A 13,518-nucleotide genomic window follows, 5' to 3' on the forward strand; every position below is an offset into this window, starting at 1 on the left:
TTAAGGGACTGCGACAGTTGCAACAATCTTATCAAGTACGTCGTTAATCGTTACGCCTTCAGCCTCGGCTTGATATGACAGAATAATTCGGTGGCGAAGCACGTTGTGAACCACAGCTTGAATATCATCAGGTCCAACAAAATCTCTGCCGCTAAGCCATGCGTGAGCGCGTGCACAGCGATCTAGACTGATGGTTGCTCGAGGGCTTGTTCCCATCGCTATCCACTGGCCTAATTCCGCGTCAAAATTTGCAGGCTGACGTGTGGCCATAATCAATTGAACTAAATACTGTTCTAACTCAGGCGCCATATACAAAGACAACGCTTCTTTACGCGACGTAAAAATATCGTCTTGAGTTAGCGTTGGTGGCGTAACAGGCGGTTCTGAGAGGGCTTCACCTCGCGTTAAACGCAATATCTCTAATTCTGTCTCGGCGCCAGGATAATCGATGTCCACGTGCATTAAGAATCGGTCTAGCTGTGCTTCAGGTAGTGGATAAGTTCCTTCCTGTTCTAGCGGGTTTTGCGTTGCCATTACTAAAAATAGCGGAGGAAGAGGGTAGGTTTTACTGCCTACCGTAATTTGACGTTCCGCCATGGCCTCAAGCAAAGCCGATTGCACTTTTGCTGGTGCGCGGTTGATTTCGTCGGCTAGCACTAAGTTATGAAACAGCGGCCCTTTCTGAAAAACAAACTCGCCGGTTTCGGGACGATATATGTCTGTACCGGTTAAGTCGGCAGGCAAAAGGTCTGGGGTAAATTGTACGCGATGAAAGTCGCCGTCAATACCATTAGCAAGTGCATTGATTGCGCGTGTTTTTGCAAGCCCTGGAGGACCTTCTACCAGAAGGTGGCCGTCGGCCAAAAGAGCGATTAGAAGGCTTTTGGTTAACGCATGCTGACCGATAATCTGTTGGTCTAAATAAGCGTGTAACTGTTGAAATTGCGCTGCTGCCATAATGCAAAATTTCCGTTTGAGTTCTCGTTATCAGGAAGTGTCATTTGAACGATAGATTTATTAAATATCTTATAAAGTGATCGCTTAGCTAAAAAGTAAATTACATATTAATTTAGATAGCTCTAGCCCGTCACAATGACACAAAACAGACTTTCATTTCCATATAAGGTTCATTCTATCTTTCTTCAAGTCGTCAAACAGTAATAAAAATGCGATATGCGGTTGGATGCAAAGCAAGCTTTTTAAATTTCGATAGCATAAAACGGTCAAAATTTGTAAACAGGGCAAATTTTAGTTTCATTTATATTGCCCTTAATCCTGCATTATTTGCTATTTTATTCATTGTTTGTAAAAATCGGGTTTATTACAGGTCAGACCACTTCATTGGTAATGAGCTAAAGGTGAAGCTGGTCATAAATTTAGGTGCATTATGGCAACAAAACAATCAGTTACTACCCGAGAGGGTGATCGCATCGCCATTGTCGCGGGGTTGCGTACTCCGTTTGCGAAAATGGCTACATATTTCCACGGTGTTCCGGCTGTTGATCTAGGTAAAATGGTCGTAAACGAACTTCTCGTTCGCCATGGTGTTCAAAAAGAATGGGTTGACCAGGTTGTATACGGTCAAGTAGTACAAATGCCTGAAGCGCCAAACATTGCGCGCGAAATCGTGCTTGGCACGGGCATGAATATTCATACCGACGCTTACAGCGTATCTCGTGCATGTGCGACGAGCTTCCAGTCAACGGTAAACATCGCAGAAAGCATGATGGCTGGTACAGTACAGGTAGGCATTGCTGGCGGTGCTGATTCAACGTCGGTATCACCTATTGGGGTCTCTAAGAATCTTGCGCGTGCGCTGGTTGATTTACAGAAAACCAAGACCCTTGGCCAAAAGCTAAACATCTTCAAGCGTTTAAGCTTAAAAGACCTAGCGCCTGTTCCTCCTGCGGTAGCAGAGTACTCAACAGGTCTGTCGATGGGACAAACGGCAGAGCAAATGGCGAAAACGCATCAAATTTCTCGTGAAGAACAAGACAAGCTCGCACACCGCTCGCACAGCTTAGCTGCTGAAAGCTGGGAAGCAGGCAAGCTGTCTAGCGAAGTGATGACAGCTTACGCAGAACCGTATAAAGGTGCGCTTGAGCGCGATAACAACGTACGTTTCGATTCTAAGCTTGAAGGCTATGCGAAACTGCGCCCAGTTTTCGATAAAAAGTATGGCTCGGTAACAGCTGCAAACGCTACACCGCTTACCGATGGCGCTTCTGCAGTGCTTATGATGACAGAAAGCCGAGCGAAAGAGCTAGGTTATACGCCGCTTGGTTACATTAAGAGCTACGCGTTTTCGGCAATTGATGTTTGGGAAGACATGTTAATGGGACCGTCGTACGCGACACCTATTGCGCTAGACCGCGCAGGCATGACCCTAAACGACTTAACGCTAATTGAAATGCACGAAGCGTTCGCAGCGCAAACCTTGGCAAACGTTAAAATGTTTGCAAGTGACAAGTTTGCCAAAGAGAAACTAGGCCGCGACAAAGCGACGGGCGAAATTGACATGGACAAGTTCAATGTGATGGGTAGTTCAATTGCCTATGGTCACCCGTTTGCCGCTACCGGTACACGTATGATTACGCAAATGCTTAACGAACTAAATCGCCGTGGCGGTGGTACAGGTCTTCTTACTGCATGTGCTGCGGGTGGTCTTGGTGCCGCAATGATTGTGGAGACAGAATAATATGAGTCAGGAACAAGAAATGACAAATGAAGTTCAGCCAACATCAGGCGCATTTACGTTAACTAAGCAAGATAATGGCGTTGCTATTCTTAGCATGGACGTACCTGGCGAGAGCATGAATACGCTTAAAGCTGAGTTTGGCGATGAGATATCTGCCATGCTTGATGATATTGAACGCGACAGCAGCATCAAAGGTGTGGTGTTAACAAGCGGCAAGCCAAGCTCATTCGTAGCAGGTGCCGATATCACCATGCTAGCAGCGTGTAAAACCGCGGAAGATGCCACAACCATAGCCGCTGGCGGTCAAGCCATTTTCGATAGAATTGAGAACATGAAGGCTACCTTCGTTGCGGCTATTCACGGCCCAGCGTTAGGCGGTGGTTTAGAGCTAGCATTAGCGTGTCATTACCGTGTATGTACCGATTCACCTAGTACTCAGGTAGGTCTACCGGAAGTGCAGCTTGGCTTGTTGCCAGGCAGTGGTGGTACTCAGCGCCTTCCTCGCCTAATTGGCATTCAGCAAGCGATGAAAATGATGCTTACTGGGTCTCCAGCACGCGCTAAGCAAGCTAAAAAGTACGGTATTGTCGATGATGTGGTACCTCACAGTGTTTTGCTAAAGGTAGCTGAACAGTTTGCGCTTAAACGCAAACCAGAAAGGGAAGCGCCGCAAAAGAGTGTGATGGACAAAGTGTTAGAGAAAACCGGCCCGGGCCGTAACATGATGTTCAAAAAAGCGCGCGAAGCGACATTTGCCAAAACGAAAGGTAATTATCCAGCGCCAGGCTACATTATTGATGTAATTGAAACGGGCATGAACGAAGGGATGAAAGCGGGGCTTAAAGCCGAAGCTGAAGCCTTTGGTAAGCTTGTTATGACGCCGGAATCTTTCCAGTTACGTCAGATTTTCTTCGCTACGACAGAAATGAAGAAAGAAAACGGCGTTGAAGGTGTTAAACCTGAAAAAATGAAGAAAGTCGGTGTGCTTGGCGGTGGTTTAATGGGCGGTGGTATCGCCTATGTAACGTCGACCAAAGCAGGTGTACCTGTGCGTATTAAAGACGTACGTGCGGAAGGTATCGCCAATGCAATGAAGTACAGCTATGACATCTTAAACAAAAAGGTGAAGAAGCGTTTCATGCGTAACAGCGAAATGCAGAAGCAGTTAGCGCTACTCACTGGTACACTTGATTACAGCGGCTATCAAGATGCTGATATCGTGGTTGAGGCGGTTTTTGAAGACCTCGACCTTAAGCAAAAGATGGTGGCGGATATTGAAGAGAACTGCAAAGAAAGCACGATCTTCGCGTCCAATACATCGTCTATTCCTATTACACAAATTGCAGCTAAGGCAGCACGTCCTGAAAACGTGATTGGTCTGCATTACTTCTCGCCAGTAGACAAAATGCCTTTGGCCGAAGTAATTGCTCACGATAGAACGTCTGACCAAGTCATTTCATCGACGGTTGAATTTGCTAAAAAGCAAGGCAAAACACCGGTTGTTGTTAAAGACGGTGCGGGTTTCTACGTAAACCGTATTTTGGCACCTTACATGAATGAAGCGGCAAACCTTATTCTTGACGGTGAGCCTATTGAGCATATTGATAAATCGTTGGTTAAGTTCGGTTTCCCTGTAGGTCCTGTAAAACTACTTGATGAAGTGGGCATTGACGTTGGTACTAAGATCATCCCATTTCTTGTAGAGGCATTCGGCGAACGCTTCACTGCGCCAAGTGCTTTCGATAAAGTACTTGCAGACGGCAGAAAGGGTAAGAAAAACCAAAAAGGGTTTTATTCTTATGAAGGCAAAAAACCAGGAAAAGAAGTGGATGAATCAATCTACGAATTACTTGGGCTATCGCCTTCTGCAAAACTAAGCGAAAAAGAAGTTGCTGAACGCTGTGTATTAATGATGCTTAATGAAGCAGCGCGCTGTTTAGACGAAGGCGTTATCCGTAATGCCCGCGACGGCGACATTGGCGCTATCTTCGGTATTGGTTTCCCTCCATTCTTAGGCGGCCCGTTCCGCTATATGGATACACTGGGAATTAAACACGTTGTTGCTCGTTTAAACCATTATGCTACTGCTGTAGGTGATAAATTTGCACCTGCTGAAGTGTTAGTAAAAATGGCAGAAAACGATCAAAAGTTTTACAGCTAAGTTTATAAAATGTTAAAAGCCGGGCGTTGCCCGGTTTTTTTATGTCTAATGGGTATTTTTGCTGGTTTATTGTTCTATTTTGGGTAGAATTCCTGCGGTTAAAAAATGAACGTGTCAAATTGTTGGCGTCAATTATCAGTAAGTTAAATTGAATAATTGATGGGGAAAAGTAACCCCACGTAATTAGGTCAAATAGGCGGAGGCAGTGTGATTTCACTCGTAGTATTAAGCGTTATCTTTTCTTTATATTTTTATGTAGAAGCGTTTAAATGGGGAATGAGCGCGAAAAAGTGGGCGATAGCGGGTTTTGTGTTAGGTCCAGTCTTACTGCCTATGTTTTCCATCTCTCGCCATATACATTGGCGAAATGCAGTAGGGTTTAATAACCTTTATATTTCTGCGTAGTCTTTCCTAGCGGTCTGCTGAAATAAGTAAGTGTGGCGTAAAATACAGGTATAAAAAAAGAGAGCGTCGCTCTCTTTTTTTGAAATACTGTGCTTCAGATTAGAAGCCAACGCCGTAGCCACCACCAGATTGTGGCTTAACATACTCTGGTTGAGAGATGGTTTCTTTTTGCGACTCAGGAGCTTGTTTAGCGCCTTCTTGCTTGTCGGCAGCAACTGGGGTAGCGGTAGAAAGTACTAGTGCAACTGCGTACTCTTTTAACATGTTAATTTCCTCTGATTATTTTGAACGAACAAACAAAACCGATTTTTTATATTTGTCATCGGTACTTAATACTTAGCTAAATGCGTGCCAGAAATGATATTTTTAAAAAATCCCTTTATATTCAATGATTTATGGTTTGTTTTTGGTGCAGGGATTTATCGACGTTCATAAGCGCCATTTTAATGGCACTAAAGTCTAATAAACTAAGGTTGAATAGGCATGACTTTGCCTAAAGCTGCAATGAGTGGCATTAGGCAGGGGAAAGCACGCGCCCTATACGCAAGTAAAAGGTAAGGGCTATTAAAAGTTAGAGTGGCCAAGCAGCGTATGAAGCTTTTGATTCTCGGTGAGAAGCTTCTCGAAGCGCTCTGCATTTAATGGGCGGCTGTAAAGAAAGCCTTGCAACATTTCGCAATCGTAGCGACGTAAAATATCTAGCTGAGCTTCTTCTTCAACGCCCTCAGCTACAACTTTTAAGCCTAAATTGTGGGCGATATTTATAATGGCAGCCGCCATATGACGGTCTACATTACTTTTAGCAATATCGTCAATAAATGCTTTGTCAATTTTTAGCGTGTTTAGCGGGAATCGCTTTAAGTAGGCTAGGGACGAGTAACCTGTACCGAAATCGTCTAGCGCTAGGTGAATACCTCTTTCGCGAAGGCGAGTCATCATTTGAAGGCCGTTTTCAGGACTTTCCATTAGCGTACCTTCAGTTATTTCGCACTCTAAATGTAGTGGTGACAAACCGATATCGCTTAAAATCTTGTTTATTCTGTCGTCTAAGTCAGGTAATTCGAACTGCTTCGCAGATATATTCACAGCTACACGACCACTAAACAAACCTTGGTTTACCCAGCGTTTGGTATCTGCACAAGCCTTTCTTAGCACTTGTTCACCAATTTCTATAATCTGGCCTGTTTGCTCTGCCAGAGGGATAAATTGCCCAGGGCTTACTATGCCCTTTTGGGGGTGCTCAAAGCGCACCAAAGCTTCCATGCTAACTAGCTTACCTGAGGCTATATCTACTTTCGGCTGGTAGTAAACCGTAAACAAGTCATCTTTAATACCTTGTCTTATGAGGTTTTCAATTTGCAGTTGCCTAACGGCGTTTTGATTCATCTCTCCGCTAAAGAACTGATAGCTGTTACCGCCATTGTTTTTAGCGAAATACATGGCTGTGTCTGCGTTTTTCAGCATTTCTTGGGGAGAAGTGCCGTCGTCAGGGAAGAATGCGATTCCAATACTGGCACCCAATACAAACTCTTGCTTATTAATGATAAAGGGGCGAGATAAAGTGTCTAATAGGTTCTGTGCGTAATGCGTTACCGTGTGGATATCGGCATTGTCTTCCATTAACACGCTAAATTCATCACCACCTAAACGATAGCAAGTCGCACTCTTACCCGTAATTCTTTGTAAGCGCTTTGCTATTTGTTTAATTAATATATCGCCCGTTTGGTGGCCTAAAGAATCATTTATTTTCTTAAAGTTATCCATATCCAAACAGAGCAGGGTATGTTGTGCTCCTTTCCGCACCAAGTTCTGGTGGCTAGCTTGGAAGAACGAACGATTCGGAAGCTCCGTAAGCGGGTCAGTATTAGCTAGTTTCAATAGCTCTTTTTCAGTACTTTTTCTTGACGTGATATCACTAAATACGCCTACAAAATGGCTTATTTTTCCGTCATCGTCATGGACGGCGTCTATGTTTAATTCCATTTCATAGCGCTCACCGTTCACTCGCACACTTTCTACTTCACCTGACCAGTTACCTTTCGCTTTTAGCGTTTTCTTAATTTCTTCGGTAAACGCGTCTGGATATAGATGGAAATGCATATAGCTTGCTAATGCTTGATCACGGGTTTCGCCGGTGTAACCGCAATATGCATTGTTTACACTTATGAATTTAAATTGGGTATTAGTTATGAATACACCTTCAGAAATATTCTCAATTGAACGCTTAAATAGATTCAGCTGCTCTTCAGCTTCTTTTAAGTGATGAATATTCTTAAGCGTACCAGTCATTCTTACCGGCTGAGAATTGTGGTCTCTTTCAACCACTTTTCCGCGGTCAAGTATCCAAATCCACTGGTTCTTAAATGTCTTTGCGCGGTATGCGAGCTCGTAGAAGTCGCTATTACCTTCAAGATGGTCTCTTAGAGCAGTTTTAACACGGCTTACGTCGTTAGGGTGTATGTTTGCATCGTAAGCGCCTGTAGTGCGTATATCATCTTGAGGAAAATCAAGAGTACCCCACGTATTTGCACGGTAAACTTGGCCTCTGTATACGTCCCAGTCCCACAACTCATCACCTGAACTCCATAGCGTCAGTTTAAGGCGTTCTTCCGACTCTTTGATGGCAAGCTGATTGGCTTTTCTTATTTGATATTGGCGAACGATGAACGCAAATATCGCGAAAGCTATTAAACAATAAAATACCAAAGCGACGGTATGGAGCCATGGAGGACGTTCAATAATTATCTGCAAGTTTTTACTTTCAGACCATGATTTCCCGGGCTCTTTTGCTTGAACTGAAAAAGTGTAGCTTCCAAAGGATATATTGTTGAATTGTGCAGACCTTTCATCGTCAACATATATCCAATCATTTTCAAAATTAGAGAGCTTATAACGGTAAGTAACTTGATTAGGGTAAACAGGGTTTACTGAGCCGAATGAAATACTGAACCTGGTTTCATCGTGCTTAAGCGTTAACTGACTTACGTAGGTTATTATTTCCTTGGAAGAGAACGAATGAGTTGAATCATCTCCTTCCATTGAGTTTCTTTTGGATTTAGCGACTGAACCAAAGATGTTGATCTGATATAACTGAGGAGCTAGGGTTTGTAGGATGCCTTCAGCATCAGAGTTTGCGTTTTTGGATATTCTTATAAAGCCTTTGTTGCCACCAAAGTAAATAATGTTGTTTCTAGTAGCAATTACAGCGCCTTCACCCAGTGAGTTAAAGTCTAGTTGCTGATTTGGTATACTCTCAGCTTCTCTGAGTGAAGGAAGAAGCACTTTGTGGACACCCTTAGCGTCAGAGTACCAAATATTGTTGTTTATAGATGTTGTAGACGTGATAAATCCACTTTGGTTATCTCGCTTTTGTTTTTTGACCAAAACAAGGCTTTCTTCGTCTAGTTGGATGACACCGTCGGAACGAGTAGTTAGCCAAAGCCCATCACTTGTTTGGTGAATTCCATATACAAGAGAGTTAATGCCATTGGTTGAATCCAATACCTTTGTGATTTGCTGCTTTTCAACTGAATAAACAATTAGTTTTTCTCCAGCTCTAAACCAAACCCTCTTTTTGTCATCGGCATAGATAGCAAACATTTTTCCGTATTCTTGAGAAAGGTTTTTTTGAGGAGTTGCCGGCTCACTCTCATTAGGCACATCATCAAAATCTATTGAATGAACATCTTCATTAGGAAGTTGGAACCATATTGCAGATTCACTTTTAAAGATGTGATCAATGAATGAACCTTCGAAGTATTTTCGTAGTGTTACTAGTCCATTATCTGTTTCTGCAAGTACAATCAATCCTACCGACGAAGCAAGCCAAATATTGTTGTTGTTATCTATCTCAATGTCCCAGAATGAGCTATTGACATCTATATCTTGAGGCAAATTGAAAAACGATACATTACCGGTTTCTTTCGAAATTTTCCCCACGCCTTTTTGCTGAGAAACAAGAAACAGTTCGTTTGAGCTGTTTTCTGCGAAGCCCCAAATAGTTGAATAATTGTCTTCAGTATGCCGTTCCGAATTAAACACGGGTTGGAAGTGAACACTGGCAAAATCGGGGTGATATTTAAAAGCTCCCCGATGAAAGGTTGCAGCCCAAACAACACCCGTTCTATCTTCTATAACCTTAATTATGATTTCTGGTGGGATTCCTGTTGTGTTGTACGTTTCGGCGTTTAAATGTATAACTTCAGGGTTATAAGCTTCAGTTACTGGAACTGCTGCGCCGTCAGAAAGCAAAAACAACCCTATAAAAGTACCAATCCAAATATCGTCATCAACAACCGATATTGAAAATGAATTTACCTCTTCTTCAACACCTAAATCTTTACTTTCAATTTTCTTTAGAATTTTCCCATTTGACGCAATTACTATAAGTCCATTATTAGTCGCCAACCAATAGTTGCCGTTAATCACTGATATGTCATGGAGCGCTCGAATATCAAGTGAAACACCCCAAGGATTCACTTTTTTTACGTCATGAACCTCTAAGGTCTCCGTATCTATAAGTTTTGCGCCAAACTTATTTGAGCCCACCCAGATACGATTGGCTTCTTCGAAGATAACTTTAATGAAGCTTTCTTCATTGAAAACCTGAGTCAGAACACTTATTTGCGATCGTTGTTTGGAGTATCTATACAAGAATTTGCGATCCGCGAAGAGAATATCGCCATTTTTGGACTCTGTAATCGCTGTTATTAAATCAGTTTTTATTACCGAGTTTTCTTTATTGAAAACTTTGAAACTGTCGGTTTCAGGCTGATAAAGCGCTAGTCCAGAGTGTGTGCCTACCCATAATTGCCCCTCCGAATCCACAAACAAGGATTGAATGTACCCTGAAGGTAACGAATTCGGGTCTACATCTGAGGGATGGTATTGTTTTACATCATAACCAGAGTATCGGTTGAGGCCGTTTGACGTTGCAAGCCAAATGAACCCCATGTCGTCTTCCACAATGTCTAATACTGCGGTATCCGATAGACCATGCTGCTTATTTAGCTCTGTAAAATGAAGATCAGAAACCTCTATCGCCTTTGCAGAAGAAAAAAGAATTCCTGACAAAGCCAACAAAAGAAGAGAAATTGAATAAATTAGGGTTGAGCGCACCTACACACCTTTGGCATACGCCATTTATTATTTTTTTATGTCACTGGCGGCATCCCTAACAGCCAGAATAATAAATATGCCGAATTAACTAAGCCTCTACAAGGACTTTTTAGTAATAACAAGAATGATGGTTTACTTATTAACCAACCTTGTCTGCGAATACCACTGGGTATCGGCAGATTGGTTAAAATCTTAACGACCGTGGCACGTGCCTACAATGCAGCTTTAGTAGTAAGGAATTTCTTTTTTGAATTCAGAAATACTGTTAATCGTTCGTTTTTCCTGGGTGGGAATACTCTCAAATTTTCCTCGAGAGAACAGCACCAATTCCCCGCAGCGCTCTCGTTTAGCGAGTTGATGCGCGAAGTCTTGAATCTCTTCGAAACTCAAGCCTTTGATCCTTTCAGCAAGCTTTGCATTTCTATTAAACTCTAAATCTTGCGTACCCAAACTTACCCATAAACGCTGTGACTTCATCGAAAGAGTAAGGTCTCTCTCTTCTAACTGCTTAATAAGGTTTTGTTGGATAGTCGGCCAATAAAAACGATAGAACTCTATTTCATTGAGTTGCTGGAACAAAAAGGCGGTCATTGCATCTAGCAACTGCTTTGGACTGCATTGCGGGCTTTGTATATAAAATGCCATTCCGGGGTGTTGATTATGTGGCACATAGCCTGTACCGACTATGTATCCCAATTGCTGTTCTGTTCTTAACGAATTGAAGAACGGTGCTGCCAGCATCTGTTCAAGAACCATACATAATGCGGTGTCGGTGAGGCAAGGAGAAGGTGCTTGTAAATAAAGTACGACCGCTGAGTCATCGTGATTACACAACACTTCGTGATAAAGAGTTCCGCCCACAGGCAGCTTAGATACGGCACGAGAAAGGGGAGCTCCCCCTGCATTTTTGCAATGGCTATGAAGCGACGTCGAAAATGCCTTTGCTTCTTCGCTTGCCCAGTTGCCATGCATAAATGCCTCTACAAAATAATGCTCAAAGGCTGCACTGCGACAGCCTAGCATCTCGTTATAAGAGATGTTTTCTATCACGTCTAACAATTCAACTGGCGCTTGCGTGTTGCGTTGAATAAGAACACTTAAGCGAGAGAATAAACGGTTAGTCGGCTTATTTAACAGTGAATTATGAAGGCTTTGAATTTGAAGTGCTTTGTGATGTTCAAAGGCTCTTTCGTCAGGAATAAAACCGAGAACGGCGTCAAGAAGTTGACTTGCTAACAATGTCTGCTGATTCGTAAAACCACGGGTGTGTAGTGTGAACCCAGCTTGATGTCCATAAATTCGATAGTGAAGTCCTGCTATTTCAGCTCGGTAGTATTTAGCTTGGAGATGATCGTTAAGTGCGCCGAGCCAAATTCGCTTGGCCGCAACAGAGGTCAAAGAGTCTGAAAACTGAGCGGCGTCGAAAGAGATATAAATATCGCCTTTGGGGCTATGGAATTGCTGGTCCTGAGCGAACCAAAATCGATAGCCACCATTATCTACCAACCTATTTGGAACGTTAAATCCCGTTTCAGGGAGGATAAGCGTGTATTCACTCGCCAAATAAGGATTGGGTGGTGGAAGGCGCAATTCTGGAATTTTCTTTGCGCTTTCAAGTGAATGTATTAGCGCATCGTCGACGTCTTCAACGCTATATTCAGCCTCATAAAATGCGCAAACCTGAGTGGTTTTAACATCTTTTGATATAACCTTTAAACGAAGGTTCTTGGGCGTGAAAAAAGATAGTGCATGCTCAATTATGCTTCTGTCATAACTACCAATAGTAGAGCGAAGTCTATTCAATTCGTCAGGTTCAAATATAAATTGATGCTGTGCATACTCAGTTATGATCCCAAGCGGCTTCACATTTTCTTCGTACTCTAAGGCCAGCGCATTTAGCTGCGATTTTTCGTGAAAGCGCCACTCTTCAGTCGATGCTTCTCTAATTAATTCGATGTAGCTAAATAGTGCCTCTAACACCTGCGCTTTGTGTTTAAGGCCTTCCTGGGTAAGCTGAAAGCTCACGTTAAAATCTTTAAATTTATCGCCTTCTATGCCAGAGCCCGCTATCAGGTTTAACGCCCAATCTTTTTCTTTTAAATAGGCAAGTAGGCTTCCTTCACCTTCGTCACCAATCAAATGGCTGATGTAGTTCAGCGGTTTGGTTTTGTAGTCGTTCTGTAAAGCGGGGAGGGCAAATGTCACTATCATACGTCTAGCAGATTGCAGCGGATGAATGTTGATTTGAATGCCCAGTTCATTTTCTGTGTAAAGCGAAGGCCAGTCGTCAGAGGCTAACTGTCCACTTGGCAATGTCCCAAAACACTGATTCACTAACGCCTCGAGTTGACGTATTGGCATAGGACTGGCTATGCACAAGCGCATATTAAGCGCACAGTAATACGATTGGTGCAGTGACTTCAGGCGACGTTTAAGCTCTGTACATTCGTGTTGAGAAAAGGTATCGCAATTGCCTACAGAAAATTTTGCAAAAGGATGCTCTGGATTACATGTCTCTTTATGAATTTGATAAAGGCGGCGAAGGTCGTCTTTTTTCTTAAACTCAAATTCAGCATGAATGTTCTTTATTTCGTTGGTTAGCGCGTCTTCTTCAAATAAGGGTTGCCTAAGCATATCTGCAAATGCAGGCAATGTTTGCGCAATAGCGTCACCGCTGCAATTGAAATGGTAATTTGTGTACTCGGTACCTGTCCACGCATTGATTGTGCCGCCGTGTTGCTCAATGAATCCATTAATAGCATTGGGTTTGGGCAAATGACGGCTACCCATAAAAAGCATGTGTTCAAGAAGATGGGCTAACCCTTGGCAATCGTTTGGGTCATAAAAGTGTCCGGCTCTTACCGCCATTGAAACAAAAGATTCACTCGCTTCTGGCGTGTGACATAACATGGCACGCAACCCATTAGGTAAAGTAACGTGATGTGCGTTTTCTAAATTTATGGTGTTGTTCACATTGTCTCGTTTTTGGTCAAGAGCACCTTACTGCTGGAGCGTCTATAAAGAGAAACTTCACAAAACGTTAAATAATGTACGAAAATTCTCACTATTCGCGGTTTAGCGCTAGGCGTAGTATCAGCTCTCTGATATCGTTAGCATACTTTCATTAATACTATGC

General features: G+C 42.9%; 7 protein-coding genes. 3 read left to right on the forward strand and 4 right to left on the reverse strand.

The genetic code is table 11. From position 1 onward, the window contains the following. Positions 1–957 carry a MoxR family ATPase gene (locus tag MHM87_RS10870; protein WP_014948808.1) on the reverse strand — a complete coding sequence of 319 codons (957 nt, stop codon included), beginning with the start codon at positions 955–957 and terminating at the stop codon, positions 1–3. 430 nt (positions 958–1,387) lie between these two features. On the opposite strand from MHM87_RS10870, the gene fadI reads away from it, so the two are divergent. The 3 genes from fadI (at position 1,388) to MHM87_RS10885 (ending at position 5,264) form a co-directional block, all read left to right on the forward strand. Continuing rightward, on the forward strand, positions 1,388–2,698 hold the full coding sequence (gene fadI / locus MHM87_RS10875) for an acetyl-CoA C-acyltransferase FadI (RefSeq protein ID WP_014948809.1): 1,311 nt from the start codon (positions 1,388–1,390) through the stop codon (positions 2,696–2,698). Between the two features lie 19 nt (positions 2,699–2,717). Beyond that, the gene (fadJ, locus tag MHM87_RS10880) at positions 2,718–4,859 is read left to right on the forward strand and encodes a fatty acid oxidation complex subunit alpha FadJ (RefSeq protein ID WP_101566557.1); all 2,142 of its coding nucleotides are present in this window, start codon (positions 2,718–2,720) and stop codon (positions 4,857–4,859) included. 207 nt (positions 4,860–5,066) lie between these two features. Continuing rightward, positions 5,067–5,264: a hypothetical protein gene (locus tag MHM87_RS10885; protein ID WP_080760023.1), complete on the forward strand. Its 198-nt coding sequence runs from the start codon at positions 5,067–5,069 to the stop codon at positions 5,262–5,264. A gap of 99 nt (positions 5,265–5,363) precedes the next feature. Here the strand turns inward: MHM87_RS10885 and MHM87_RS10890 are convergent, their stop codons facing one another. The 3 genes from MHM87_RS10890 to MHM87_RS10900 all read right to left on the reverse strand — a co-directional run bounded on the left by MHM87_RS10890 (position 5,364) and on the right by MHM87_RS10900 (position 13,355). Then, positions 5,364–5,528, reverse strand: a complete 165-nt coding sequence (locus tag MHM87_RS10890) for a hypothetical protein (RefSeq protein ID WP_014948812.1) — start codon at positions 5,526–5,528, stop codon at positions 5,364–5,366. 300 nt (positions 5,529–5,828) lie between these two features. Then, positions 5,829–10,382 (reverse strand): EAL domain-containing protein, encoded by a 4,554-nt coding sequence (locus tag MHM87_RS10895; protein WP_061485197.1) that lies wholly within the window; start codon positions 10,380–10,382, stop codon positions 5,829–5,831. Positions 10,383–10,607: 225 nt separating this feature from the next. Beyond that, positions 10,608–13,355 carry an insulinase family protein gene (locus MHM87_RS10900; RefSeq protein ID WP_239259051.1) on the reverse strand — a complete coding sequence of 916 codons (2,748 nt, stop codon included), beginning with the start codon at positions 13,353–13,355 and terminating at the stop codon, positions 10,608–10,610. Positions 13,356–13,518 lie beyond the last annotated feature (163 nt).

This window comes from Alteromonas sp. Cnat3-28, from assembly GCF_022348265.1.
Classification (GTDB): domain Bacteria; phylum Pseudomonadota; class Gammaproteobacteria; order Enterobacterales; family Alteromonadaceae; genus Alteromonas; species Alteromonas macleodii.

Excerpts from the sequence above, each read along its gene's own strand:
- MHM87_RS10870 (WP_014948808.1), bottom strand. The coding sequence starts at position 957 with ATGGCAGCAGCGCAATTTCAACAGTTACACGCTTATTTAGACCAACAG.
- fadI (WP_014948809.1), top strand. The coding sequence starts at position 1,388 with ATGGCAACAAAACAATCAGTTACTACCCGAGAGGGTGATCGCATCGCC.
- fadJ (WP_101566557.1), top strand. The coding sequence starts at position 2,718 with ATGACAAATGAAGTTCAGCCAACATCAGGCGCATTTACGTTAACTAAG.
- MHM87_RS10890 (WP_014948812.1), bottom strand. The coding sequence starts at position 5,528 with ATGTTAAAAGAGTACGCAGTTGCACTAGTACTTTCTACCGCTACCCCA.